This is a genomic window from Exiguobacterium sp. SH1S1 (assembly GCF_004337245.1).
In the GTDB taxonomy this organism is placed as follows: Bacteria; Bacillota; Bacilli; order Exiguobacteriales; family Exiguobacteriaceae; genus Exiguobacterium; species Exiguobacterium aurantiacum_A.
Window position 1 is genome coordinate 22,761 of record NZ_SJUZ01000002.1, and the last position, 24,040, is coordinate 46,800.

The following is a 24,040-nucleotide window of genomic DNA, read 5'->3' on the forward strand; positions in this document are numbered from 1 at the left end:
CACGGTCGAAATTGACCGCGTCTCCTCTTTATTTAGCTTATTGCCACCACTCGTCATAGAGCGACGCCGGCATATGGTGCTTATGGCGCGACCGTTTAAAGATCGTCTCGATCCGCTCGGCGATAGCCGGGTCGACGGCTTTCCCTTCTAAATAATCGTCGAGTTGGTCATACGTCATCCCCAGTGCGACTTCATCGGGAAGACCCGGTTTGTCGTCCTCGAGGTCAGCCGTCGGCACTTTATAAATCAGACTCTCGTGCGCTTCGAGCTCATGGAGCAACGCTTTTCCTTGGCGCTTGCTCAGTCCCGTGAGTGGCGTCAAATCGGCTGCCCCGTCCCCGTGCTTCGTATAAAATCCAGTCACATACTCTGCCGCATGGTCAGTCCCGACGACAAGCGCCCCGAACGTCGCCGCGATGTCATATTGGACTTTCATCCGTTCACGCGCTTTCGTGTTCCCTTTATGGAAATCGCCGAGTTCGAGCGTCGTTGCTTGTTTGAACGCCTCGACCGAAGCATCGACGGCAGGCTTGATGTTGACGGTGAACGTCTTGTCAGGCCGGATGAAATCAAGCGCCCGCTTGGCGTCGTCTTCGTCATGTTGTTCGCCGTATGGGAGGCGCACCGCATAAAACGTATAGTCGCCGCCGGTCTCAGCCCGCAACTCTTCCATCGCGTGTTGGCATAACTTGCCCGCGAGTGTCGAGTCTTGTCCACCTGAAATACCGAGGACGAGTCCTTTCGCCCCCACACGTTTGACGTACGTTTTTAAAAAGTCGATTCGTCGACGGACTTCTTGAACTGGATCGATGTGCGATTTCACATGAGTCGATTCGATGATGTGTTGTTGCATCTTTCGTTTCCTCCTTGTTTGTAAGTCGGTTTGCCTTATTGTCTGACAATCTGGTTTTGTCGTCAATACGTTTGGATTCCAAAAAAAAGACGGAAACGTGAGTTTCCGTCTAACGGTTATTGAACGCGGAACGATGCGACGTCTCCGCCGATCGGTGTCATCTCTAGGAAGAGCGACTGTCCTGATGTCGGTTCCTCATCTAATAACACGCCGAACGTGAAGCCGCCGGCCGTCGGTTGCGACGCCCCTTGCGCAAACACGTTATGCCCGTCCGAGACGCTCCATTCGAACTCCTCGACGTTCGTGTACCCAGCCACTTCAATCAAATTCCCGTTTCTCTTAATCGAGACATCGCTGAACGCACCGTCCGTTTGGGCCGGCTGCTCGCTCGGCTCATCCGTTGGCTCTTCAGAAGGCTCTTCAGAAGGCTCTTCTGCCGGTTCTTCCGCAGGCGGCGCCTCTACCGCTTCAACTGATAACGTTTTTTGATCGGTGGCTGCCATCTCTGGTGCGCCTTCGACTTGAGCGAGACTGACGAAATCAACCGTATACTCTCCGCTCTCGAGTGTGAGCGGGAACACTTCGTCAAACACTTTCGTCTCACCCGGTTCCCACGTCTCTTCGATAATTGATTCAGTGAACATATATTCGCTGCCGTAATCAAAAACGGTCGTTTCTCCGTTCATGACCGTCAACTGAAAACGTTGCGATGAATTGAAGGTCACCTTGACCGGTCCTTCATTCGGGTTCGTCATCGAAACCGTCGCCGATAATTGTTTTGTGTCGGCATTGTAGCTCGCGTCCGTCTCAAGCGTCAATAAAGCTGGAGCTGCCGACGAGTTCCCGTCCACATCGCTCGGAGTTGCTTCTTCTTTACCACACGCCGCTACCACGAGCATCATCGCAGCGACCACGACTAGCAACCAAGTTTTTTTCACGTATTCCACTCTCCTCAACAAAATAAAAAAACGTCTATAGCACTAGTGTATACGTTCGTGCAGACGTTTGTAATGGATTTCCCTATATTATTTACCTTTTTTAAGAAACTTGTAGGTTTTCCACGTATTGCTGCCAACCGGTCACGAACAACGAGTCAGCGACGTCGATGTCAGAACGAACTTGTGCAGAGATTGAGAACGTCTCACTATGAATCGTCTCAAAAATGACGGTGATCATGCCATCGACCACTTCTTTGTAAGCTACGAGTTCAGTTGTTTCTGCAAAAAGAATCATGAGTGTTGCTCCTTTGTCCAAATAAGATACTTTCAGTGTACCAACGTTATTCAAATAAAAACGTCCTATCGTTCGACAGTCCCGCTCCGAGCTCGACTTGTCTGTCGAATAACTGGCACCGATTGTTAACCGATTGGTTGAATTATGTAAGGACAAACGAAAAAGAGAGGCAATTCGCCAAGCGAACTCCTCTCACTTCCTATAACTGTAAATTTGAACAAACCTGACTTGTCGAATGGTTTATTTCGAACGGTTCGAGATTTGTTGCCATACCGTTCCGAGTGCCGTTTCTCCGCTCGTAATTCGCTCTTTGGCGAGACGTGCTTGGAGAGAAACCTCGAACTCACGGTCGTCCTCGGCGATTTTCAAAGCCGGTACGGCCTGCTCATCACCACAGTCGAACAAGAAGCGTGCAGCCCGCCAACGGACAAGCTTACTTTTATCTTTGAGCGCCTCGATCATCGATGGCTGAGATTTTGACAACGCCCAATCAGAGACGGTGTCCCCCGCGGTCCGTCTCACGATCGGTGACGGATCGACGAGTGCCTGCTCGATATAGGTGACGTAATCCTCCCGATTTTCTTCAAACATACCAATCATGACGACTGCTTGACGACGGATCGCCATCACCTTGTCCTCGAGTGCCCGGCGGAAGTAATTCATGTTCTCCGGTTCGATTTGCAGTTCATCCAAGAATGCCATCCGTGCTTTCCAGTCCTCCGACTGGAGTTGCGACACGTTGGCCTCGTAATCCGCCTCACGCCCGAAAGCACGGGCGACAATCCGAGCGACGCGATCTTCTGGATAGGCCGCTTCAAGCTCTTCTTGAGCGACAGCACTCACGTCTTCAAGTTCCCCGTAACGCGGAGCTTGTTCGACCCAGCGGCGATCTTGAATGACGTTTTTCACTTGCTGCTGTACCTGCATCGCTGCGTCGACAAAGCGTTTAGACAAACCGACCCGTTTCTCCTCGTCGCCTTTGACGAGTTTCAACTGCATCGGGACGTCTAATACGAACTGGACCGATACGTGGACCGGCTCATAGTCTGCCGTCAACTGGCTCGCTTCTCCTTCAGCGACGTCTTCGCCGAACGCGCGACGAATGTCGTTCATGACGTCGTGCCAATCGTGTTTCGGATGCCGTTCGACCGCTAAAAAATCAGAGACGGCGTATACCGATTTGACGCCTCGTAACGCGATGATGTCTCGGATCGTCTCCGGGACGTCCTGACTCGCCTTGTCATATGTGATCCCGCGGCCAGAAAAAGCCGGTTCGACAATGATCTTTAAATTGTTCGGACTTGGTGTTGGTTCAATTGCTACAAGTTTCATCTTCATCACCTCACACCAATCGTGACGAAAACAACAAAAAAACGCAAGCGAGTCGCTTGCGTCGTGAACATCAAAATAGGGCGATGAACTGTTGGAGGGAATAGCGCTCTCCTTCGACGTCGAACGTGTCATCTCCAGCAATCGGTTCTAGGAAGAAGCGTTTCTCCCCGTCCGCTTTCACGTAACCGAAGATGTGGTTCGTCTGATAAAATAATTCCACAATCGTGACCCGGCCGAACGTCATCCCGTCATTGATGACTGCCTGGTCCCCTAACTCGCCGCCGTTGTACAGTTCGATATACGTTTCCATGTGTTGTCGCTCCCTTTGTGTTTGTTTTCACAATTCATTTCTATCAGACAAAGGTCGTGACTTCAAGTTATTTTTTTGCGTTACGCTTCCAAAAATCAATCCAATTGTAATACTCAGATAACACTCTATCGATTTGTTGGATTGATGGTTCATGTTCAAGTCCTTTAGCACCAATCTTCTCTTTGCAATGCGTGATAAAGATTTCGTTTCCTGGTAAAACGTTTGCCCGATTTGTGGCAAATACTTGTCGGAGGTGGACTTGACACCTTACCGTCCCGAGCATGCCGGGTGAGGCGCCGGCAATCATGACCGGTTTATCACGAAGTGGCGTTCCCGGTTCGAGCGATAGCCAGTCGATCGCATTCTTTAAGACGCCGGGTATGCTGTGATTGTACTCCGGGGTAACGACGAGCAGACCGTCCGCTTCTCTGACCACTTGCTTGAACGCGACAACGACGTCCGGTTCATCCGGGTCAATCAAGTCGTCATTATAGAGCGGCAATTCGATGGATGCGACCTCCACGTCAAACCGATCACGACCGAGTTCGATGATTGAATGAAGTAGCGCCGTATTGAACGATGCTTTACGCAAACTGCCTGATACGGCGATCAGTTTGAACTTATGCACCGAGCGCACTTCCGCGTCGAGCCAAGCGTTAATGAGTTGCGCTTCGGTTTCAGGCGCCTCCATCATCCCCATATGACTGGCTTGCACCGTCTGTTTTGTATGACGCTCCGCCCCCATGAAAGCTCGTTCCGCGTCCATGTTCGGGTCTTTCGAGCCGTAAATAAACAATCCGGGCAAGTTCGTCTCGCGCACCGTTCCTGTCTCATCATTCCGGTCCCGAATCGCTTCTTGAGCTGAGATGATTCCTTCTTTCGACATGTTGAAGCCGATTCGTTTAGCACGTTCGATGAGTGTGTGATCAGAATCCGGGGCGAACACGCCTGGGATCATCTCGTCGATGAACGGATGGACACCTTCTTCGATCACTTTCTCAATCGCGGCGTTTCGTTTCGCCTTCGCTTGATCCGAATCCGCGCCGGCCGTCGAATGAATCAACCCGAAGCCAGATAATTCATCCGGATAGCGTCGAACAAGGTTCGTCGTGATGTATCCGCCGAACGAATGTCCCAGTACGACCGGACGATCGAGCTCGCGCAAACGTATCTCTCTGATCACCCAATCCGCGAATTGATCGATCGTCTCGGGACCCGATTCGGTGTCATCATGTCCTGGAAGCGTCAACGCGTACACATCCGCTTCAAGCATCGGGACGAGCTCGTCAAAATAATCCGGTGACCCACATAGGCCGTGAAGCAATACAACTTGTCTCATCGTCATCTCCCTCTCTGTGACCATTCGTCTTTTAGTAGACGGTACATCGTCAAGTCCATAAAACGGCCGTGACTGTAAGCATAGTCGTGCAGCAAGCCTTCCTCGGTGAAGCCGAGCTTTCGCACCAACCGATTTGACCCATCGTTCTCTGGTGCGACGAGCGCCGAGATCCGGTGAAACTTGAACTCGTCGAACCCGTACCCGATGACGGCTGTCGCCGCTTCATAGGCGACACCTCTGCGCCAATGACTAGGCGCGACTTCAAATCCGATTTCAGCCCTGAAATATTGGGGCGTCCAGTTATGAAAGCCGATCGTCCCGACGAGCTCATCGGTCACACGGTCACATATCGCCCATCGAATCGCTTTCCCTTGTTGAAATTGATCTTTAAAATAGGCGATGACGTTCTTCGCCTCATACACGGCAAGCAACGGATCAGATCCGTAATAGCGCATGACTTCCTCGGTCGAGAGGATCACGTAGAGTGCCCGTGCGTCCCTAGGCTCGAGTTCTCTCAGGATAAAACGATCTGTAGCGAGCTCTGGAAAACTCTTCTTCAACCCCCACATGCTGAACCCGCCTTTCTTCTACCTTTTCTCTAATTATACCTAGTTTTCCTCAAAAACCATCATCTCAATCATCTCGACCGCTCCAACATGGCACACTCGAGACGGATTTGCTAAAATCAAATTGTAGTGACTTCGAACTGAGGGGATTAATATGTCAAAACAGTTGTTCTACATTAAACAAGACCGGGAACTACAACGTTTTACCCTTCATGGGGTGACACTGACGGATGTCGTCGAAGCGTTATCACTCGCCCGACCGATGATCATCTGTCGAACAGACATTAAAGGGATGAGACAATCATCCCGGACGAGGTTTCGCTATATCGAGGCACACGAACTCTCAACGTTCTCGACGAAATACTTGAACAACCAGACGAGTTTCACCGCCATCGACTTTCCCGACTATAATTTACTCGAATCATTATCAGACCATGAGATTGCGGAAATCTTGTTTTTGAGCCACATGGAACGAGGGCTGAAAGCGCCGTTCCTCAACTCGATCCAAAATGAGATCGCTTATTTCAACGAGTCGAACGATCGTCACAGTAGCCTCTACATAAAAGACTGGTCGACGATCAATCAGTTCCTGCAAAGCGTGCTTCAAAGTAAACTCGACCGTGACATCCGTAATATCAGCTTCGTCCCGATCCCACTGCCTGTCATCGATGAAATCTTGGCTTTATCCCCACAAGGGCTGATTATCGATTTCGACCATACGAAACGCAGTCTGTTCAATCGACAAGTCGCCATCTCGTTTTACGTCGCCGGACGATACGAGGACATGTCTGTGCTTGAAGAAGACTTTGACGCCAAGAAGGAATCGATCGCCTTAAAAGGGCAATTGACCTATCGCCGCCGAGCATGGGAAATCGAACGATTTTAAGTTCATACGTGTATGAAAGTCAAAAGAGCCTGGAAAATTCAGGCTCTTTTTTGCTATCGTGCTCGTCTTTATTTCGTTCCAAATCGCTTTGTCTAACGACTTTATCGTTATTTTTAAAAATTGATAACAAATTGTCTTAATTTTTCGTTAAATTAAGTCTTTTCTTTTAACGATAGGACGGTATACTAGGAATAACCTTCTAGAGGGACGGAAGGCAATATAGAGAAAGCGAGGTGAAAATCTATTCATCTGTCGATGGATAGATCTACGAAATGGAACAACTGAAAGTACAGGGAATTTCTTCGTTCACCAAGTTTGCGACGAATGGAAACATGCTGAAATTAAAAGACGCAATTGCCGGCGAGCAGCGGATTTCGCTTCAAGAAGCGACCGATATACAAGTCTCGATGCTCGACGAGGACCATTCGCGCTTCACTATATTCGGTCAGTCGCGCCCACTCGTGGAACTGACCCTTCCTCACCATTCTTGTGAAGTGTTATATGCATGGCTGCTTCACAAATTAAAACGACAAAAAATCAAATTGGCTTCAAACGCTTAATAAAAGCGCGTCCTCATGAGGGCGCGCTTTGTTCATTCCTCCGATAGATGGTGACGCCCCCATGTTTGGCGGCGCCCACGACTTGGAACAACCACTCTTTCTCGATCAACAGTGACCGTACTGTCAAAAAGTCGTCTTTCGGTACGAGCAACTCATCGATTGAGCCGTCGAGTAACGCTTGGACCTTTTGTTCCCACTCGTTCATTTTGCTTCATTCCTTTCCTTCTGTGCTTCGTTCGCCCAGGCAAATAAGTACGCACCCGTTTGAATCGCGTCGCCCGGTACGAACAGTTCCATCGGCACGTGTGCATGCGACGGAATCTCTCGATTGATTGCGAGCACGACCGGTTCGCCGAGTGCTGCTTCGATGTAGTCGGAAGCAAACGTGATCACTTCATCCGCAGACATTGTTCCCTCGTTCGCAAGAGCCGCTGCATAGGCCGCGTCCACCTCATTATCTTTCAACAGAACACGTCCGTGCTCGAGCAGCGCGAACGGTGGCTTCGCGTCGACATGAAACACCTCGTAGGCGCGATAGCCCGTTTCATCACATGATAGGAGCGGAACGAAGCGGCGTTGTCCCGTCCATTTCTTCAATTGAAACAACGTCCGCATCGACGCAAATGACTTCGCGCCAGTCGCATCTTTTTCGACCAATATCGTCGGCGAACTCGCCGCGTCCGCTTGATCCCTTCCCATAAACAACCAACTTTCAACTTCAGACACGAGTATCAACGATTCTTCCTCCCTATAATCCATTCTGATCCGGCAATCACCGTGAACGCGACGAGCCATCCGCCCGCGACGTCACTGAAATAGTGAACGTTCAAAATGACCCGGCTGAACGAGACGGCTACGAGTAGCACGACGAGCACCGCGACCCAAACGGGCGAGTACTTTCGCCGGTATAAACTAAAAGCGAGCAAACCGTACAAGGCGAGCGAACCCGAGGCGTGCCCGCTCGGAAAACTATACGTCGTCGCATCGAGAGCGGCATCGATGAGCGGCCGATCGATCCCGTACACGCGCTTCAATAGTTGAGTCAAAACTAACGTCCCGATGACGACGAGCGGTAACCGGAACGCTTCAAGTTTGTCCCCGCGCCATAACCAATAAAGCATGCCGACAAAGGAGAGGGCGATCAATACCTTCACACTGCCGAGTTCCGTCACATAGACAAACAGCGGGCCAGACAACGGCGCGACAATCCGATAGACGAACCCGTCGAGCGAAACCGCCCCACCTAAAATGACAATCACCGAGACGATGGCGAAGCCAAGCGTCCCGGCGATTGTCAGTGTTTTTGCGCGATGCATCAATATAATCCTTTGCGTTCACGCATCTCGTCTTCACCGAAATCGTTCATGTCGCGCAACCGGTGCGCGAGACGGCCCGATGCGTTAGCCGCGATCGCACCGACAAGGTCGTCCATGAACGTATGAACTTGACCATCGTCCATCTTCGTATCGAGCTGCTTGATGATCCCGATCTTCGCTTTATCTAAGTAACCGAACGTCGTGACGGCAATCGATCCGTACGTGTTGACGGCCCCGATCGCGATCGTCTCATCGACTCCGAATAGGCCTTCATCTGAAGCGACGATTGAAAGGAGCGGTTCTGACAACTGCCCTTTTTCGGCTAACATATCGAGCTCTGAGCCGACGAGAATCGCGTGTTGGAGTTCGCGTTTCTCAAGGACGGCCTCAACCGACTCGATGCAGTCTTTTAATGATAAGTGCGGTGAATAAGGCGCCTGCATTTGGTAGACGATCTCTGCGATCGATTCGATCGATACGCCCCGTTCAATCAAACGGGCCCGTGCAGCCTCTGTTACGTCTCGTGAGTGTGGTACTTGTTTCATAATTGTTGCGGGCAATTACCCGCGTCACATCCCTTCATCTCGAGAACAGCATGTCTCGAAGTACTCATTCTCTATTATACTGAAAACTTAAAAAAAAACACTAAGCCCACTTTGACTTCATTCGATAAATCGGTCATCATAAACTAGTAGACCATTCATAAAGGGGGAACTGGAATGAAGATTGGGGTAGTCTTATTTCCATCAAAACAAGTTCAAGACTTCGCCAACTCGTATCGAAAACGGTACGATACGAAGTACGCTTTGATTTCGCCACACGTGACGATCAAAGAACGTACCGAAGTCGACGAAGCCGAGTTACCAAAAGTGCTCGAGTATTTACAACAAATCGCTGAAACGACGAAGCCGATTCAGTTGAAGATCGACGGTGCCCGCTCGTTCGCGCCGACGAACAACGTCCTTTACTTAAAAGTGTTGCCGACGCGCGAACTCGCAGCGCTACAAACTCGCTTACACGAAGGTGCACTCGATCAGCCTCCGAAGTACGAGTTCCTCCCGCACATCACGATCGGACAAGATCTGACCGACGCCGAGCTGTTCGATGTGCTCGAACGGATGCGGATGGAACAAGTCCATTTTGAAGAGACGATCAACCGTATGGCCGTCATGTACGAGCTCGAAAACGAAACATGGAACGTCTATGAGACGTTCCGGTTCCGAGGTTAATATTATACGCTCCGGTCGACGAAACGACCGGGGCTTTTTTCTTGTTCAGCTTCTAACCATTCTTCTTGACGCGGAATAATCCGCTGGACCCGCTGGATGCGAGTGACCGGTTCGATGTTCGCCCGTTCTGTCGGTTGGACCTGGCGATTCCCATATTGGACGACCGTAAAATCAATCTGATAAGGACCCATGATCTTCCCTCCCTCACAAGTCCTTACCCCAAACGGTTACGCTATAATACAAAAAGAGCGCATTTACGCGCCCTTTCCCAAACTTATAAAATATGGTAGCCGCTGTCGACGTGGATGACTTCTCCCGTGATGCCGCTCCCCATGCCCGATAACAAGAATAGACCGGTCGAGGCCACTTCTTCAGCCGAGACGTTCCGGCGCAGTGGTGCCTTTTGCTCGAGCTCAGACAAGATGCTGTTAAAGTCGCCGACGCCTTTCGCCGACAACGTCCGAATCGGTCCAGCCGAGATCGCGTTGACTTGTACGCCTTGCGGGCCGTATTCGTTCGCCAAATATTTGACGCTCGAATCGAGCGCGGCCTTAGCGACACCCATCAAGTTGTAGTTCGGTACGACCCGTTCCCCTCCGAGATACGTGAGCGTGATGACCGAAGCGTTCTCTGCGAAGTAAGGTTTTGCCGCCTTGACGACCGCCGTCAAACTGTACGCCGAAATATCGAGCGCTTGTGCGAACTGACCGCGCGTCATCTCCGAGAATTCACCGCGCAACGCTTCTTTATCCGCGAAAGCGATTGAATGCGCAATCCCTTGAATCAGACCGACTTGCTCATGGATCGAACGGAACGTCGTGTCGATCGCTTCATCGTTCGTCACATCACACTCAAGCAACAGTGCTTCTTGGCTCAATTCAGCAGCGAGTGATTCGAGACCTGACTTGAAACGTTCAGACGCATAAGTGAGCACGAGCTTCGCTCCTGCCGCGTCGAGCGTTTTCGCGATCGCCCAAGCGATCGAGCGTTTATTGGCAATCCCCATGACGACGTACGTCTTGTTCGTTAACGTTGGATAAATTGACATTGTGAACTCCCCTTTTTAGTACCTGGTTATAATATCTGTTATCAGATTACAGAATGGTGTCTGTTTTGTCAACCGCCTCGTAACGTATTGCGATTTTTTATAGTTACGGTAAGATAAACTACGTATAGAAAGGGTGAGACGACTTCATCATGAACCGCATTCAATCTTATTTAAAAAGTTTAGACACGACACTTCTGACAATCGTCTTCTTCTTGATGGTCATTAGCCTAGGCGCCATTTACACGGCACAACCGATGTTGCCAACACGATTACAACATATTAACTTCGCCTTCGATCAAGGAATCCGTTACATCATCGGATTCGTCGCCATGTTTGCCATCATGACAATCGAATACGAGCAGTTGCGAAAAATTCATTGGTATCTCTACTCCTTTGGTTTATTGCTTTTAGTTGGCTTAATTCCGCTCCGGGATACCACACTCGTTCCAAATATTAATGGGGCGTATGGATGGTATAATGTGCCTGGTTTCAGTTTTCAACCAGCTGAATTTATGAAGTTGTTTTTACTTATTTCCATGGCCACAATCGTCTACGACCACAATAAACGTTACGGTTCGTCTCAACAGGATGCGTGGCTGTTAATGAAACTAGTATTACTCGCTATCCCGCCTCTTGGGCTGATTGTCACGCAACCAGACTTAGGGACCGGGCTTGTTTTAATCACGATGCTCGGTGCCATCATCATCGTGTCAGGAATCGGTTGGAAGTGGTTGCTCGGTCTATTTAGCGCTGCCGCCGTGACGACCGGTGGGTTCATGTACTTGTTTTTCTCGCATTTCGAGGTGCTTCAAAGCTTCGTTCCGGGCCACGCCTTGAATCGCTTTCAAGCATGGATTTACCCATATGAGTACTCTGACGATTTAGCGTTCCAGTTGATCAAATCGCTTCAAGCCATCGGTTCTGGTCAAATGTTCGGAACTGGCTATGGTCAAGGTTTAGTCTATCTACCAGAGTCGCAGACCGATTTTATTTTCGCCGTCATCGCTGAGCATTATGGTTTTATCGGTGCAGCAATCGTGATTATCGTCTTCTTCTTGTTCTTGTACCGGATGATTCATATCGCGCTCGAAGCGAGCAGTCCGTTCGGAAGTTACATCGTGACCGCCGTCATCGCCATGTTCACGTTCCAGATCTTCCAAAACATCGGTATGACAATCGGTGTCCTCCCGATCACCGGTTTGACCTTGCCGTTCATCAGTTACGGGGGTACCGGGATTATCATGAACATGATTGCCATCGGGCTCGTCATGAACGTCGCCTCAAAATCAAAAACGTATATGTTTGACGACGATTAAACATAGCCCCGCACTCATTTGAGCGCGGGGCTATGTTTTGTTCACTCGTGTTCGAGTTGAAAGTCGACGGGGTAAGCCGCTTCGATTACGATACTCTCCCCTGTCAACGGATGATCGAACGCGGCAGACGAGCTGTGAAGCGCGTGACGGGCGAGCACGGGACGTCCGCCATACATCGTATCCCCGAGTAACGGATGACCAATGTGGCGCATGTGGACGCGTATCTGATGGGTCCGTCCGGTCTCGAGTTGGATCGTCAACGCCGCATAGTCACCGTGCGACTCGACGTGACGGACGTGTGTGACGGCTCGTTGCCCGTCGTCTGTGACGACACGTTCCATGATCGAGTGTTCGGCCCGACCGATCGGCGCATCAATCGTCTGTCGTTCGACCAGTCCTTCGACGAGGGCGATATACGTCCGGGACAAACCACCTCGCTTTTGAAGTTCGCTGAAACGATGGTGCACGTACGCATATTTAGCGAACAAGACGACACCAGACGTATCCCGGTCGAGCCGATTGATCACATGAATCGCCGAGTGCAATCCAATTCGTTCATAGTAACCGAGCACAGCGTTCGCAAGCGTGTCGTCAGGATGAAGCCGAGACGGGATCGTCGCGATGCCTGCCGGCTTATCGACGGCGAGCAAATAGTCGTCCTCGTAGATGACCGTGAGCGGACGCCGTGAACGGACCATCGTTTCCGCTGGCTGCTCAAGCGGAAAATGAACCGTCACTTCATCGCCGCTCGACACATCAAAGCGAACAGTCCGCGGCTCCCCGTTCACTAAGATGAGGCCACCGTGTTTGACTTGCGTCAACATCTTGCGTGAGATGCCACAATCCCCCATCAAAAAATCGCGCAGCGGGACGTTCGTCTCCGCGACACGACGTAATGTAAAACCGTACATATGTTACTTCCCTTCCTCGATGAACGATTCGCGCACCCGACGCCAAAACGGGAACGGGCGGAACCGGGCGAACGTCACTTTTTCTCTCGCGACCGCGCAACGGATCGACTGGACGTTCGACCACGACAGTGCTTCCTGATGGTCGAACGCGAGCTCAAACTCCGTTTTCGTATGCGGTTTGATTTTGACTTGGTGGTGCTTCGGCAACAACAGTGGTGAGCCGATCGTCCGGTAGACGAGATTATTGATCGACGCCATCTCGGTCACTTGGATCGCCTCGATCGATGGATGGACGATCGCACCGCCGAGCGCTTTATTATAGGCGGTCGAGCCGGAAGGTGTCGAGATGCAAAGCCCGTCTCCGCGGAACGTTTCAAAGTAATCATCACGGATCGACAAGTCACACACGAGCGTGCGCTTGTAATTTTTAATCGTACACTCGTTCATCGCCAACTGCCGCTCCGTCGTCCCGTCCTCATAGTCGATCAACACTTCGACGAGCGGATAAGATACCGGTTCAAACGACTCGCTCGTGATCATCTCTGTCAATTCATCGAGCTCGTCCGGTTGCCAGTCGGCGTAAAAACCGAGATGGCCCGTATGGATGCCGACGAGAAGGGTGTCGTCTAACCGATCGACATATTCATGGAACGCCTGTAGCATCGTCCCGTCCCCACCGACCGAAACGACGATCCGAGGTTGTTCTGAGACGGAATGTCCCGCCTCGGTCAACTTGTCTGTCAACTCACGCGCGATCTCCGCGGAACGCGCATCTCCCCTTGACACAATCGCAAACTGCATACACTCACCCCCCTAGTCTTGGTCCGTTTGGACGTTCATTTCTTTATCACGAAACACTTGCTGCGCATCTTGAATCTCGACGCGGAGCTGACTCATCTCAGCATCGAGCAGAAACGCCGCCTCCGCGGCCCGACGCAGCCGTTCTTGGACTTCTTGCGGCATGTCGCCATCGTATTTATAGTTTAACGAGTGCTCGATTGTCGCCCAAAAGTTCATCGCGAGCGTCCGAACTTGGACTTCGACGAGCGTCGGGAATTCCCCGTGGATCGTCTGGACCGGGTATTCGATGATGATGTGATACGACCGATAACCCGATTCTTTTTGATTCGTGATGTAGTTCCGTTCCTCTACGATTTTAAAGTCGGTCCGGTGGTGCAACAGCTCGAGGACCTGCACGATATCGTCCACAAATTGACACATGATTCGAAGCCCGGCGATGTCTTGCATCTCGGTCGACAAGTGATCATAGGCGATCTGTTTGCGTTTCGCTTTCTCGAGGATGCTACCGACCGGCTTGACCCTGCCGGTGACGAACTCGATCGGAGAATGGTCATTTTGCGAGTTGTATTGCTTACGGATCGCTTTAAACTTTACTTTCAGCTCATCGACCGCAATTTGATACGGCACTAAAAATTGATCCCAGTCCACTGATTGCATATGCTGTCACCACTTTCGTTCGTTTCGGAAAACCTTGCTTTTTTCCGTATGTATCCGATTGTATGGTATCATAAACCAACAATTGTTCATAGAATGGAGCGATGATGAATGACCCAAGAAGTGGAAATTGAGTTTAAATCGATGCTGACGAAAGATGAGTATGAGACGTTGCTCGAATCGTATCAGTTATCCGACCAAATTAAATGGCAAGCCAACGATTATTTCGATACGCCCACGTTTGAACTGCGCAGCCAAGGCGCGGCCTTGCGCATCCGCGAGAAGAAGACCGGTCAAGTTTTGACGCTCAAACAACCGCACGATGTCGGACTGCTTGAGACGCATGCACCGATCAATGAAGAAGCGGCGGAAAATTTGTTCAAGTACGGCATCGTCCACGACGAACAGATGAAACAAGCCCTCGCCACGTTCAATTTGACCGGACCCCTCGAACATTTGGGCCGCCTCGAGACGAAGCGTGCTGAAATCGAGACGGCAGACGGTCTGCTCGTGCTCGATGAAAGTCATTATTTGGAGATTTGTGATTATGAAATAGAATTCGAAGTGACGGACGAAGCGGCAGGACGAATCGCGTTTGAAAAGCTGCTCTCGAGCCACAATATCCCGTTACGTCCGGCCAAAAATAAAATCGTCCGATTCATGGAAGAAAAGATGGGACGGAGTGAAGGTTGAGCAGATACGTTGCCAACCTTTTTTTTTCGTTGCTACAATGAGCATACGATATATTTGATTTTGTTTACGAGAGGAGGCGACACAATGGAACTTGAACAATGTAATGAGTCATCCTGTTCACTGGAAGAATCTTCTATCCAAGTAACATATAAGCCATTAGAGTTATTCTATTTCATGGACATCTCTGATCCCGACGGTTTTCACGTGATGACACTCATTAAAAAACTCGAGCTCGAATACGGGCACTTGATTCGTTTTCGGATGGTCTCGACGGTTCCTAGTTGTGTTGGCGGATGTCAGGAAGAGGTTCGCCTTCTCACGATGATCAAGGCTATGGAATTACAAGGGAAACGCCATGCGATGCGTTTTTTGCGTCACCTTCATATTAACGACGCCTTTACGAAGGATGCTTCTAACGATGCCGACCTGTGGGAGATCGCGCGCTCTTACGCTGGATACGGACTCGATATCGATGAGTTGGCGGCAGATATGCAGTCGAATCAACTCTTGAGCGCCCTCGCTGTCGACCATCAAATATTAAAAGACTGGGAAATCGAATCACTTCCCGCCATGACGTTCGTCACCCGTGACGAGGCGCTCAAAATCGAAGGCGTCTATCCTTACGACGTGTACCAAGCCGTTATGAGTGAACTGCTCGGATACGTACCGAATCGGCAAACCGGTTGGAACGTTGAAAAAGTGTTACGTCACTACGACGCCTCGACAATCACTGAGCTCGCATTCATCTTAGAGCTCGACAAGCCGATCATCGAGCGGGAACTGAAAAAACTGTCGCTCCAGCAACGTTGCCGCCCTGTTCCCGGCTGCAGCGGTCAAGCATGGGCCACACAAAAATAAACGGATACAAAAAGAAACCCACGGCCGGGGAGCCGTGGGTTTTTGACGTCTCAAGCGGGGACAAGAGACGCCGATCTTAACACCCGGGGAAGGTGTCAAGACGGGAGAAAGTTTACGGTCAATAAAGGGGTTTGTGATTGATTTCACACTTATAATATAACCATAGGCTCGCCTGTTGACAAGCACTTTGTTCATATTGTCACATAATGTTCACGCGCATGCACGCTTACGAAAACAGGAGTGATTCCATCTCATCGAGGACGGATTCAAACTGATCGAGCGCCGCTAACACAGGTGCTTTCGTCGTCATGTCAACGCCGGCCGCCTTCAACACCTCGATCGGGTAATCGCTCGACCCGGCTTTTAAGAACTTATCGATATAACGTTTAACGGCAGGCGCGCCTTCGTCCATGATTTGTTGCGACAACGCCGCTGACGCCGAAATTCCTGTCGCATACTGATATACATAGTAGTTGTAGTAGAAGTGCGGGATACGGGCCCACTCGAACGCGATCTCTTCGTCGATGACGATGTCGTCGCCGAAGTAACGCTTGTTCAACTCAAGATACGTCTCGTTCAAGTATTCTGGTGTGAGCGAGATGCCATCTTGGGCCGCTTGATGGATCTTATGTTCGAACTCGGCGAACATCGTCTGACGGAACAGCGTCCCCCGGAACGTCTCGAGTTGATTGTTGAGCAAGTAAAGACGCTCGGCTTTGTCCGTCCGTGTCTTCAACAAATAGTCGTTCAAGAGCGCCTCATTCGTCGTCGAGGCGACTTCTGCCACGAAAATCGAATAGTCCCCATACGGGTACGGTTGCGTGGCACGCGTGTAGTGACTGTGTACCGAATGACCGAACTCGTGGGCGAGTGTGAACAAGTTGTTCACGTTGTCTTGCCAGTTCATCAAGATAAACGGTTGCGTGTCGTACGCGCCAGACGAATAGGCACCGCTACGTTTGCCGCGAGTCTCCCGGACGTCGACCCAACGTGAGTCGAGACCGTCTTTGACGATTTGGACGTACTCGTCTCCGAGTGGAGCCAGACCTTGGACCATGAGCTCTTTCGCTTCTTCATAAGGCACTTTCATCTCGACGTCTTTGACGAGTGGCGTGTACAGGTCATACATGTGCACCTCGTCTACACCGAGCGCTCGTTTACGAAGCGCGACATAACGGTGCAACAGATCGAGCCGTTCATTCACCGCTTCAACGAGTCCATCGTATACCGATTCAGGAATCGAGTTGTTGTGGAGTGCCGATTGACGCGCACTCTCAAACTTGCGCACCGTCGCATAAAAGTTGTCCTTCTTCACGCTCCCAGACAGTGTTGACGCGAACGTGTTCAAGTATTGTTTGTACGTCCCATACATCGCTTTGAAAGCCGTCTCACGCACGCTGCGGTCTGCCGACTCTAAAAACGTAATGTAACGTCCGTGCGTCAGTTCGACTTCTTCTCCTTGCTCATTCTTTACTTTAGGGAATTTCAAATCGGCGTTGTTGAGCATGCCGAACGTCGAGCTCGATTGCCCGAGCACGTCGCCGGCTTGGGCGAGAATCGCTTCTTCCGCTTCCGTCAAGACGTGGGGCCGCTCTTGCGCCAACTCATCGAACGCATGACGGTAGACGGTCAACCCTTCGTGGCCGCCCATGAACGCTGTGATCTCACTTTCGTCGATGGCGAGCAGTTCTGGTGTCATGAAGGCGAGTTGAGCCGAAATTTGAGCGGCGAGTGACCCGGCACGGTCGTTCAGCGCCTGATAATGGCTGTTGGCCGTATCTTCGTCATAGCGCATATGGGCGTATGTATACAGCTTATGCAGTTGACGCGAGATCTCGTCACGGAGCTGCAGCGCCGCGTAAAGTGTCTCGGCCGATTCCCCGAGTTTCCCTTTGAATTCAACGAGTTCAGGGATTCGGGCTTTGAGTGTCTCAAAGTCTTGCTCCCACGCTTTGTCGTCTGCATAGATGGTTTCTAAGTTCCACGTCTCCTCGACGGGTACTTGTTGTCGTGTTAGTACTTCTGACATATGTCCACTTCCTTTTCTCAGTTTATATACGATTTCGCCATGAATCGCTGAAACCCTTGAAACAAACGAATATCGTCACGAAGTGCTGCTTCGAGCGTGACCGGGACTTGCCAGTCGATGACATACTCTGACAAGCCGAATACGTTCAAGAGTTGTCTCCATTGTAACTGAAACGAAGAAACAAAGTCGCTTGTCGGGGTCGCGTTGAACTGGCGGCATGTCTTCTCGATGCTCCAAGCGAGCGAATCCTGAGGCGCTTCCCGTCGATTTAAATACAAGACCGTTTGAAATTCGAACGGATGAACATGAACACCCCACAGCGCCGGGAGCGGCAAATAACAGACCGTCGGCAACAGTGACGGTAACATGCCGAGCGGATAGAGACGATTCAAGATCAGCCGTCTGTAGAGCGGTGTCGGATAAGGCGGCGCCATACGCTTACGCCGCACGAGTTGAATCCATCGGTGCGCATCAAATCGATAAAAAGGTTCAAACGGCGAGACGTCAAAAGATGTCACGGGCACCCACGTGCCTTGTGCCCGTCTGAGCGAAATCGGACACCCGACGAACCGGTACAACGCGTTCTTGACCGGAACGATCAGCGTACGTCGCCGTGCGATCTCACACCTCATCCACGGTGAGAAGGACGGCACCGGTTCAAGACGCAATCCGCTCGCGATCCAGATGACGGCAAGACCGTTTCGCTCATAGTGTCTCGTCCGTTCTACGTAAGAATCGACTGCTAACGGTGAGGCCTGTATTTCGACGACGAACGACGCCTCCGCTTTTGACGCGACCAAGTCAGCCCGTCTCCCGTTCAGATCCACTTCTTGCTCGACATCATATCCGCCCGCCTGCAGCCATTGTCTGACGCCCCATTTATCGGTTCGGTGACCAGCCGACTCTCCGCGCCCACACGTTTGAACGTGAGAAAAATGGAGCCGTCGCTTCGCTCCTCGTTTTACAATGACCCGTTCTCCGCACTGTGGACATGAAAAAGGGGCAGCCGGTTCGATTTGCCTCCGACTCAACGTATGGGCATCGACGTACTCCCCTGTCTGATCGATTGCGAACCGCATCCCGCTTCCCCCTCATAATAATGGTGAAAACATTCGTGCCAAAGATTCAACGAGTTTGATGAAATAAGATCGTTCTGCGAACGCGCCCAACTCCAACTCGTGAGACCCTTCAAAATCTTTGTAGATGTCTTGCTTGAGCTGATGAACCGAGTTCGTGTTGTACAGCAGTGCGTTCACTTCAAAATTGAGATGAAAGCTGCGGAAGTCCATGTTCGCCGTCCCGATCGTCGCCAGGCCGTCATCGATGACGATGACTTTCGAGTGCATGAATCCTTCCTCGTACAAATAAATCTTGACGCCAGAGCTGAGCAACTCCTCATAATAAGATCGGCTCGCATAGAAGACGATTTTATGGTCCGGGAAGCTCGGTAAGACGATGCGGACGTCGATCCCCGACAAAGAAGCTGTCTTCAACGCACTCATAATATCCTCGTCAGGAATCAAGTACGGTGACGAGATGTACACCGATTTTTTGGCGGCGTTGATAAGTGCGAAATAAATCGACTTCATCGTCTCGTACGGCTCGTCCGGTCCGCTGGCGACGATTTGGACACCGCCGCTCGCGCTCCGTACCGTCTCGAGCGGCTCTAGGTAGAACGGCGTGAACAAGCGCTCACCCGTCATATAGTACCAGTCTTGTAGGAAGATCAGCTGCAGTTCCGATACCCCTTCCCCTCTGACGTAGAGATGCGTGTCACGCCAAAATCCGAACTTCGTATGCTCTCCTAAATACTCGTCCCCGACGTTCAAACCGCCTGTGAACGCTTCGGTCCCGTCGATGACGACAATCTTCCGGTGGTTCCGGTAGTTCGTCTTGCTCGAGACGAGCGGTAAGACGACGGGAAAGAACGCCTGGACGTGAACACCAGCTTGTCGCATCTCTTCGAAAAAAGAACTGCTCGTATGGATCGACCCGACTGCATCGTACAAAAACCGGACCTCGACCCCTGACCGCGCTTTTTCAATCAAAATACGTTGAATTTCCCGAGAAATACGATCTTCCCGGAAAATGTAATACTCGAGGTGAATGTGACGCGTCGCCCCGTTCAAGGCTGGCAATAGTTTCGAAAACTTTTCTTTTCCGTTCGTGAGGATTTGTGTATACGTGTTCGACGAGACGGGTAATTGATTCAATGAAGACGTTAAGTGGAGCAACTTCTCGTAATCATCGTGCGGAAACATGAGCGATGGCGAGAGTGTCATCGCTTTTTGACGATAAGCGAGATACGTTTCTTCATCCAACATCGCCTTCTCATTGAACATGCGTCTCCGCCGATAGTTTTGACCGAAGACGAAGTATGCGAATAAACCGACAACCGGAAATCCGAGCATGACGATTGCCCAGATGAGCGTTCGTTGCGGATTACGGTTCTCGAGCAAGATGACGAGCAGGATGCTAAACGTCGTCAGAAAGACAAGGATCGTGAACAGCCCAATCACTTGCGAGCTCCAGTAATAAGATAATACGGCAATGAGCCCTGCGAGCAAAAGAAGGGATAATAGTACTTGTATGCGTCGCAACATATTATAAGCTGACCCCGTTTCTGTCATGTATTATCATTAATTATACATCGGAACGATATCTTTTTGAGGGGAGTGGAGAAAATATGGGGACTTTTCTAGTGACGGGGGCGACGAGCGGCATCGGTCGTGCGGTCGCCTTACGGTTAACGGAAGAAGGACACGACGTCTTAGGCGTCGGACGTGATGAGACGAGAGGTGCGGCACTCGAACTCGAATCGGATAACACCATCACGTTCCTGAAATGTGATTTATCTCAAGCTGATGAGGTCGAGGCGCTCATGGATCGCCTCGTAGCCGATCAAGTCGTCCTGCACGGAGTATTCAATAACGCCGCGACGTTCGGTCGTCCCGGTACGCCTGAACGGTTGCCGGCCTCTGCTTTTGACGAAGTGTTCGAACTGAACGTGTTGGCGACAAACCGCCTCATTCAACGCGCGATTCCGCTCCTCGCGACCGGTTCAAGCGTAGTCAACAACGCAGCGATCGTCGGACACGTCAAGTTTCCGCCGATGCTTGGTCCATACGCCGCTTCGAAAGCGGCCGTCATCGCGTTGACGAAGACGTTCGCCCATCGGATGAAAGGAAAGATTCGTTTCAACGCCGTCTGTTTCGGACCGGTCGATACGCCGCTCAGCCATAAGCTGTACGGCGGCGAGACGAAATTCAAAGACGCGATGAGCCATCATTTCCGTGGGAATGCCGCTTCACCCGAAGAAGTCGCACCGGTCGTCACGTTTTTATTGAGTGATGCGTCGAGCTATATTAACGGCCAAGCCATCACCATCGACGGTGGCTACAGCCTGTCTTGAACGCAAAAAGGGGTCGTCTACGAATTAGACGGCCCCTTTCGCTTTTGTGCGAACAGCTGTATATTATGCCTTGATCTTCCTCGCTTGCATCATCTGGGTCGTCAAGAACGCCTTTTCGCGCGGATGTAAGTCGTCCCATGTGAGCACGTCTTCAATGTAATCGACGAACTCTTCAAACGTGTCGTGATGCGTTGGATGAGCGCGCAGGCGTCCGATTCGGATCGCCTCGAAAATCGACGCCATCACGAAAATGTCATGGCTCGCGTACGTCTTGATCGGCGCCAGCGCCTCGAACAACGTCGCTTCCATCGCTTTCCGTTTGATGTGCCAATCACTCTTGCCGTTTGAGAAGACGAAATCCCCTTCCGGAAGTTCACTTAATTCCCGTAAGATGTCCCCGATATAGTGAATCGCATGAATCGCCGTATTCGGGTCATTAATTCCCGGTGACACTCCTTTAAGGGCGATCTCACTCAATTTTTCGATGACGAACGCCGGGTCTTGAATCGATGAACGGATCTCGCCGATTTGAAACACGTCTTTGTCGAGAGCGTCATCCCCTAGCCAATATCCGAGAATATCTCCTTCCGCCACAAAGTCGCCGACCGCGACGACCGATTCGAAACTGATGTCGTGATCTTCTTGTTTCTCGCTCGAGAACAGTTGAACATAGCCGGTCCGTGAGGCGTACACCGCCTGCCCTGCTTCGAACGTATGGACCGATCGCTTCAGCACGATGCTCACCTTCCCATCTTCGACCGCTTGCTTCTGTTTTTCGATGACGGATAATGCCTCTCGATGTAAGGACGATAACAGGCGTTCAGCTTGAATCGAGACGCTGATCGTCTGAATGAACTTGACGAACGCCCAGATCGAACTGACGACTAATACGACGCTGACACCTGAAGCGAGGACGGCGTCCTCTTCCGAAGTCCGAATGAGAAATAAATTCGTGATCCCGTACACGGTCGTCATGATGAAAATACCGAGCGTATGTTTCGAAGCCGAGTTTGTTAAAAAGTTATTGATCGTACGGGGCGAGAATTGAGATGAATACGTCGTCAGCACGACTAAAATCGTCGAAAAACTGAACGTCATCATCGTCATGAGACTCGTGAACGACGACGAAAGGACGGAAGCCGCTGAATCCTGATCCAAATAAATGATTTCTGGCAACAGTTCGCGGAAAAAGCTACCGAAATACTGCGTCAGAAACGTTAATACGATACCACCTGTCCCATACAAAAACGGGACGAACCACGTACTGTCTGACAACGTCAATTGTAAACGCTTGAGCATCAAGTCACCTCTTCATATGTATAAATTAGTAAAAAAATCGCCTGTCCGCTTGAACAGGCGATTCGTGTTTAAAAATAGTGACGTACTTTCGAGAACACGTCTCCGTCGAGAATCGGTTTACCGTACTCCTCGAGCATAGCGAGGGTTTGCGTACTGAACGACAAATATTCGGCTAAAAGACTGAGGACGTTCTCTTCTTCTTCCGGCTCCATCTCGTCCGGGAAGTCGATCCACAAGTAGTAACGGTTTTCATAATGGAATAACTTGAGGGTGACGTTACTCAGCGTATCACCGGCCCGTTTGCTCAGAGCGATAATCGCCTCAAAGTCATCCGTATCCATAGCTAACGGAGCCCACGCCTCCGGTTCAGCTTCGACTTCATCGAGTTCACTCAACTGGTCGAGGACAGACTGTTGATCACGCGCTTCGTCGATTGCGTTGCGCAAGAGCGACCCGAGTTCTGCGTCGTCTTCTGTGTCGATCACATTTTTCGCGATCGTGACGGTCACTTCAAGTCCTTTTTCAAACGCTTGTACTTGTATCCATAGTGGACCATCAAACGAGATATCTTCCCGTTCGTGCGCTTCGTCCATCATCTGCCAGAACAGCTGCTCACCACGTTCTCGGTTGTACCAAATTTCATCCCGGGCGAATCCGCGTTTCTCGATATCGACATAAGTGATGAAAAACTTGACGGTATTGTCATTGATGCGCTCAATTTTCACGATTGTCCACTCCCTTCTGACCTCACTCCTACTTCTTAAGGAGGAGAGGGGAAATTGTCTTGTTATCATAGTACCCTTTTTTTGACCTGTCAATCTATTGATGATGGGGTGTGTACCACTATTTTATCGGAAAAACGAGATAATAAAAAGCACACTGCTTAGACAGTATGCTTCCTCACTCGTTGACGAGTCGTTGCGCTTCTTGAAGTTGGAACGTACGAACTTTGCGAGGCAAGAATCGACGAATCTCATCTTCGTTATATCCGACTTGAAGGCGTTTTTCATCAATCAAAATCGGACGGCGAAGGAGGCCCGGATATTCTTGAATCAAATCGTACAACTGCTGAAGCGAAAGTGCGTCGACCGATACATCGATTTTCGAGAAAACTTTTGAGCGGGTCGAGATGATCTCATCTGTGCCGTCTTCTGTCATGCGTAAAATCTGTTTAATCTCATTGAGTGAGAGTGGTTCTGAGAATATGTTTCGTTCTGTAAATGGGATATCATGCTCTTCGAGCCAAGCCCGTGCTTTTCGGCACGATGTACAGCTCGGAGACGTATAAAGTGTGACCATTTTCGTTCCTCCCTGATCAAATGTTCGTCCATTTTTTTAGTGACTCTTCTTGTATACCCAAAATCTCGTTCACGTAATTATAATAATTCTTATTTA

Annotated in this window: 29 protein-coding genes; 7 read left to right on the plus strand and 22 right to left on the minus strand. The window is 50.6% G+C overall.

Annotated features, from left to right (window positions below):
- Window positions 1-37 precede the first annotated feature (37 nt).
- The 7 genes from nadE to EVJ23_RS06530 form a co-directional block, all read right to left on the minus strand.
- The gene (gene nadE / locus EVJ23_RS06500) at window positions 38-853 is read right to left on the minus strand and encodes an ammonia-dependent NAD(+) synthetase (protein WP_070327608.1); all 816 of its coding nucleotides are present in this window, start codon (window positions 851-853) and stop codon (window positions 38-40) included.
- A 116-nt stretch (window positions 854-969) separates the two neighbouring features.
- On the minus strand, window positions 970-1,791 hold the full coding sequence (locus tag EVJ23_RS06505) for a BsuPI-related putative proteinase inhibitor (RefSeq protein ID WP_236633407.1): 822 nt from the start codon (window positions 1,789-1,791) through the stop codon (window positions 970-972).
- Between the two features lie 100 nt (window positions 1,792-1,891).
- The gene (locus EVJ23_RS06510) at window positions 1,892-2,086 is read right to left on the minus strand and encodes a hypothetical protein (protein WP_070327609.1); all 195 of its coding nucleotides are present in this window, start codon (window positions 2,084-2,086) and stop codon (window positions 1,892-1,894) included.
- A gap of 240 nt (window positions 2,087-2,326) precedes the next feature.
- Complete coding sequence (locus EVJ23_RS06515) at window positions 2,327-3,418, minus strand: virulence factor (RefSeq protein WP_201738982.1); 1,092 nt, start codon at window positions 3,416-3,418, stop codon at window positions 2,327-2,329.
- 70 nt (window positions 3,419-3,488) lie between these two features.
- Entirely contained in the window at window positions 3,489-3,728 is a 240-nt protein-coding gene (locus EVJ23_RS06520; protein ID WP_070327611.1) for a hypothetical protein, read from the minus strand.
- Window positions 3,729-3,795: 67 nt separating this feature from the next.
- The gene (locus tag EVJ23_RS06525; protein ID WP_161567020.1) at window positions 3,796-5,067 is read right to left on the minus strand and encodes an alpha/beta fold hydrolase; all 1,272 of its coding nucleotides are present in this window, start codon (window positions 5,065-5,067) and stop codon (window positions 3,796-3,798) included.
- A 2-nt stretch (window positions 5,068-5,069) separates the two neighbouring features.
- Entirely contained in the window at window positions 5,070-5,636 is a 567-nt protein-coding gene (locus EVJ23_RS06530; RefSeq protein WP_070327613.1) for a GNAT family N-acetyltransferase, read from the minus strand.
- 151 nt (window positions 5,637-5,787) lie between these two features.
- On the opposite strand from EVJ23_RS06530, the gene EVJ23_RS06535 reads away from it, so the two are divergent.
- Window positions 5,788-6,519, plus strand: a complete 732-nt coding sequence (locus EVJ23_RS06535; protein WP_131440409.1) for a hypothetical protein — start codon at window positions 5,788-5,790, stop codon at window positions 6,517-6,519.
- A 272-nt stretch (window positions 6,520-6,791) separates the two neighbouring features.
- A complete protein-coding gene (locus EVJ23_RS15335) occupies window positions 6,792-7,079 on the plus strand; it encodes a hypothetical protein (protein ID WP_070327615.1) in 288 nt (95 codons plus the stop codon).
- Between the two features lie 13 nt (window positions 7,080-7,092).
- On the opposite strand, the gene EVJ23_RS06545 is transcribed toward EVJ23_RS15335, so the two are convergent.
- From EVJ23_RS06545 to EVJ23_RS06560, 4 genes are read right to left on the minus strand one after another with little or no spacing between them, the layout of a single operon-like run.
- Window positions 7,093-7,284, minus strand: a complete 192-nt coding sequence (locus tag EVJ23_RS06545) for a hypothetical protein (RefSeq protein WP_131465395.1) — start codon at window positions 7,282-7,284, stop codon at window positions 7,093-7,095.
- Window positions 7,281-7,805: a hypothetical protein gene (locus EVJ23_RS06550; protein ID WP_131465397.1), complete on the minus strand. Its 525-nt coding sequence runs from the start codon at window positions 7,803-7,805 to the stop codon at window positions 7,281-7,283. The genes EVJ23_RS06545 and EVJ23_RS06550 overlap by 4 nt, the downstream gene beginning before the upstream one ends.
- 5 nt (window positions 7,806-7,810) lie before the next feature.
- A complete protein-coding gene (locus EVJ23_RS06555; RefSeq protein ID WP_131465399.1) occupies window positions 7,811-8,395 on the minus strand; it encodes a phosphatase PAP2 family protein in 585 nt (194 codons plus the stop codon).
- Window positions 8,395-8,940 carry a phosphatidylglycerophosphatase A family protein gene (locus EVJ23_RS06560; RefSeq protein WP_070327619.1) on the minus strand — a complete coding sequence of 182 codons (546 nt, stop codon included), beginning with the start codon at window positions 8,938-8,940 and terminating at the stop codon, window positions 8,395-8,397. Before EVJ23_RS06560 ends, EVJ23_RS06555 begins: the two co-directional genes overlap by 1 nt.
- Before the next feature lie 174 nt (window positions 8,941-9,114).
- On the opposite strand from EVJ23_RS06560, the gene EVJ23_RS06565 reads away from it, so the two are divergent.
- The gene (locus EVJ23_RS06565) at window positions 9,115-9,624 is read left to right on the plus strand and encodes a YjcG family protein (protein ID WP_070327620.1); all 510 of its coding nucleotides are present in this window, start codon (window positions 9,115-9,117) and stop codon (window positions 9,622-9,624) included.
- A 2-nt stretch (window positions 9,625-9,626) separates the two neighbouring features.
- Here EVJ23_RS06565 and EVJ23_RS06570 read toward each other — a convergent pair whose 3' ends face one another.
- Together EVJ23_RS06570 and fabI are read right to left on the minus strand one after the other, a co-directional pair.
- Window positions 9,627-9,815 (minus strand): hypothetical protein, encoded by a 189-nt coding sequence (locus EVJ23_RS06570; RefSeq protein ID WP_016510315.1) that lies wholly within the window; start codon window positions 9,813-9,815, stop codon window positions 9,627-9,629.
- 83 nt (window positions 9,816-9,898) lie between these two features.
- Complete coding sequence (gene fabI, locus EVJ23_RS06575; RefSeq protein ID WP_071399503.1) at window positions 9,899-10,672, minus strand: enoyl-ACP reductase FabI; 774 nt, start codon at window positions 10,670-10,672, stop codon at window positions 9,899-9,901.
- A 149-nt stretch (window positions 10,673-10,821) separates the two neighbouring features.
- On the opposite strand from fabI, the gene EVJ23_RS06580 reads away from it, so the two are divergent.
- Window positions 10,822-11,988, plus strand: a complete 1,167-nt coding sequence (locus tag EVJ23_RS06580) for an FtsW/RodA/SpoVE family cell cycle protein (RefSeq protein WP_131465401.1) — start codon at window positions 10,822-10,824, stop codon at window positions 11,986-11,988.
- Window positions 11,989-12,029: 41 nt separating this feature from the next.
- On the opposite strand, the gene EVJ23_RS06585 is transcribed toward EVJ23_RS06580, so the two are convergent.
- Genes EVJ23_RS06585 through yjbM form a run of 3 tightly spaced genes read right to left on the minus strand, consistent with a single transcriptional unit; the run spans window position 12,030 to window position 14,357 of the window.
- A complete protein-coding gene (locus EVJ23_RS06585; protein ID WP_131465403.1) occupies window positions 12,030-12,899 on the minus strand; it encodes an RluA family pseudouridine synthase in 870 nt (289 codons plus the stop codon).
- A 3-nt stretch (window positions 12,900-12,902) separates the two neighbouring features.
- Window positions 12,903-13,700, minus strand: coding sequence for an NAD kinase (locus tag EVJ23_RS06590; protein ID WP_070327624.1), 798 nt, complete (start codon window positions 13,698-13,700; stop codon window positions 12,903-12,905).
- 12 nt (window positions 13,701-13,712) lie between these two features.
- Window positions 13,713-14,357 carry a GTP diphosphokinase gene (gene yjbM / locus EVJ23_RS06595; protein WP_070327625.1) on the minus strand — a complete coding sequence of 215 codons (645 nt, stop codon included), beginning with the start codon at window positions 14,355-14,357 and terminating at the stop codon, window positions 13,713-13,715.
- Window positions 14,358-14,477: 120 nt separating this feature from the next.
- Between yjbM and EVJ23_RS06600 the strand changes: the two genes are divergently transcribed.
- Together EVJ23_RS06600 and EVJ23_RS06605 are read left to right on the plus strand one after the other, a co-directional pair.
- Entirely contained in the window at window positions 14,478-15,047 is a 570-nt protein-coding gene (locus EVJ23_RS06600; RefSeq protein ID WP_131465612.1) for a CYTH domain-containing protein, read from the plus strand.
- Window positions 15,048-15,221: 174 nt separating this feature from the next.
- Window positions 15,222-15,905, plus strand: a complete 684-nt coding sequence (locus tag EVJ23_RS06605) for a DsbA family protein (RefSeq protein ID WP_083274022.1) — start codon at window positions 15,222-15,224, stop codon at window positions 15,903-15,905.
- Window positions 15,906-16,131: 226 nt separating this feature from the next.
- Here the strand turns inward: EVJ23_RS06605 and pepF are convergent, their stop codons facing one another.
- The 3 genes from pepF to cls are packed head-to-tail and all read right to left on the minus strand — an operon-like array spanning window position 16,132 to window position 20,537.
- Window positions 16,132-17,934 carry an oligoendopeptidase F gene (gene pepF / locus EVJ23_RS06610; protein WP_070327627.1) on the minus strand — a complete coding sequence of 601 codons (1,803 nt, stop codon included), beginning with the start codon at window positions 17,932-17,934 and terminating at the stop codon, window positions 16,132-16,134.
- 17 nt (window positions 17,935-17,951) lie between these two features.
- Window positions 17,952-19,013, minus strand: a complete 1,062-nt coding sequence (locus EVJ23_RS06615) for a competence protein CoiA (protein WP_131465405.1) — start codon at window positions 19,011-19,013, stop codon at window positions 17,952-17,954.
- A gap of 12 nt (window positions 19,014-19,025) precedes the next feature.
- A complete protein-coding gene (gene cls, locus EVJ23_RS06620) occupies window positions 19,026-20,537 on the minus strand; it encodes a cardiolipin synthase (protein WP_070327629.1) in 1,512 nt (503 codons plus the stop codon).
- Between the two features lie 83 nt (window positions 20,538-20,620).
- Here cls and EVJ23_RS06625 point away from each other — a divergent pair, with 83 nt between their 5' ends.
- Window positions 20,621-21,346 carry an SDR family NAD(P)-dependent oxidoreductase gene (locus EVJ23_RS06625; protein WP_131465407.1) on the plus strand — a complete coding sequence of 242 codons (726 nt, stop codon included), beginning with the start codon at window positions 20,621-20,623 and terminating at the stop codon, window positions 21,344-21,346.
- A 63-nt stretch (window positions 21,347-21,409) separates the two neighbouring features.
- On the opposite strand, the gene EVJ23_RS06630 is transcribed toward EVJ23_RS06625, so the two are convergent.
- The 3 genes from EVJ23_RS06630 to spxA all read right to left on the minus strand — a co-directional run bounded on the left by EVJ23_RS06630 (window position 21,410) and on the right by spxA (window position 23,944).
- The gene (locus tag EVJ23_RS06630) at window positions 21,410-22,645 is read right to left on the minus strand and encodes a DUF2254 domain-containing protein (protein ID WP_131465409.1); all 1,236 of its coding nucleotides are present in this window, start codon (window positions 22,643-22,645) and stop codon (window positions 21,410-21,412) included.
- A gap of 68 nt (window positions 22,646-22,713) precedes the next feature.
- Entirely contained in the window at window positions 22,714-23,370 is a 657-nt protein-coding gene (mecA, locus tag EVJ23_RS06635; RefSeq protein WP_071399493.1) for an adaptor protein MecA, read from the minus strand.
- A gap of 175 nt (window positions 23,371-23,545) precedes the next feature.
- Window positions 23,546-23,944 carry a transcriptional regulator SpxA gene (spxA, locus tag EVJ23_RS06640; RefSeq protein WP_015881217.1) on the minus strand — a complete coding sequence of 133 codons (399 nt, stop codon included), beginning with the start codon at window positions 23,942-23,944 and terminating at the stop codon, window positions 23,546-23,548.
- Window positions 23,945-24,040 lie beyond the last annotated feature (96 nt).

Coding starts and splice junctions, on each gene's coding strand:
- nadE (WP_070327608.1), bottom strand. CDS start 853: ATGCAACAACACATCATCGAATCGACTCATGTGAAATCGCACATCGAT.
- EVJ23_RS06510 (WP_070327609.1), bottom strand. CDS start 2,086: ATGATTCTTTTTGCAGAAACAACTGAACTCGTAGCTTACAAAGAAGTG.
- EVJ23_RS06515 (WP_201738982.1), bottom strand. CDS start 3,418: ATGAAACTTGTAGCAATTGAACCAACACCAAGTCCGAACAATTTAAAG.
- EVJ23_RS06520 (WP_070327611.1), bottom strand. CDS start 3,728: ATGGAAACGTATATCGAACTGTACAACGGCGGCGAGTTAGGGGACCAG.
- EVJ23_RS06525 (WP_161567020.1), bottom strand. CDS start 5,067: ATGAGACAAGTTGTATTGCTTCACGGCCTATGTGGGTCACCGGATTAT.
- EVJ23_RS06530 (WP_070327613.1), bottom strand. CDS start 5,636: ATGTGGGGGTTGAAGAAGAGTTTTCCAGAGCTCGCTACAGATCGTTTT.
- EVJ23_RS06535 (WP_131440409.1), top strand. CDS start 5,788: ATGTCAAAACAGTTGTTCTACATTAAACAAGACCGGGAACTACAACGT.
- EVJ23_RS15335 (WP_070327615.1), top strand. CDS start 6,792: ATGGAACAACTGAAAGTACAGGGAATTTCTTCGTTCACCAAGTTTGCG.
- EVJ23_RS06545 (WP_131465395.1), bottom strand. CDS start 7,284: ATGAACGAGTGGGAACAAAAGGTCCAAGCGTTACTCGACGGCTCAATC.
- EVJ23_RS06555 (WP_131465399.1), bottom strand. CDS start 8,395: ATGCATCGCGCAAAAACACTGACAATCGCCGGGACGCTTGGCTTCGCC.
- EVJ23_RS06560 (WP_070327619.1), bottom strand. CDS start 8,940: ATGAAACAAGTACCACACTCACGAGACGTAACAGAGGCTGCACGGGCC.
- EVJ23_RS06565 (WP_070327620.1), top strand. CDS start 9,115: ATGAAGATTGGGGTAGTCTTATTTCCATCAAAACAAGTTCAAGACTTC.
- EVJ23_RS06570 (WP_016510315.1), bottom strand. CDS start 9,815: ATGGGTCCTTATCAGATTGATTTTACGGTCGTCCAATATGGGAATCGC.
- fabI (WP_071399503.1), bottom strand. CDS start 10,672: ATGTCAATTTATCCAACGTTAACGAACAAGACGTACGTCGTCATGGGG.
- EVJ23_RS06580 (WP_131465401.1), top strand. CDS start 10,822: ATGAACCGCATTCAATCTTATTTAAAAAGTTTAGACACGACACTTCTG.
- EVJ23_RS06585 (WP_131465403.1), bottom strand. CDS start 12,899: ATGTACGGTTTTACATTACGTCGTGTCGCGGAGACGAACGTCCCGCTG.
- EVJ23_RS06590 (WP_070327624.1), bottom strand. CDS start 13,700: ATGCAGTTTGCGATTGTGTCAAGGGGAGATGCGCGTTCCGCGGAGATC.
- yjbM (WP_070327625.1), bottom strand. CDS start 14,357: ATGCAATCAGTGGACTGGGATCAATTTTTAGTGCCGTATCAAATTGCG.
- EVJ23_RS06605 (WP_083274022.1), top strand. CDS start 15,222: ATGGACATCTCTGATCCCGACGGTTTTCACGTGATGACACTCATTAAA.
- pepF (WP_070327627.1), bottom strand. CDS start 17,934: ATGTCAGAAGTACTAACACGACAACAAGTACCCGTCGAGGAGACGTGG.
- EVJ23_RS06615 (WP_131465405.1), bottom strand. CDS start 19,013: ATGCGGTTCGCAATCGATCAGACAGGGGAGTACGTCGATGCCCATACG.
- cls (WP_070327629.1), bottom strand. CDS start 20,537: ATGTTGCGACGCATACAAGTACTATTATCCCTTCTTTTGCTCGCAGGG.
- EVJ23_RS06625 (WP_131465407.1), top strand. CDS start 20,621: ATGGGGACTTTTCTAGTGACGGGGGCGACGAGCGGCATCGGTCGTGCG.
- EVJ23_RS06630 (WP_131465409.1), bottom strand. CDS start 22,645: ATGCTCAAGCGTTTACAATTGACGTTGTCAGACAGTACGTGGTTCGTC.
- spxA (WP_015881217.1), bottom strand. CDS start 23,944: ATGGTCACACTTTATACGTCTCCGAGCTGTACATCGTGCCGAAAAGCA.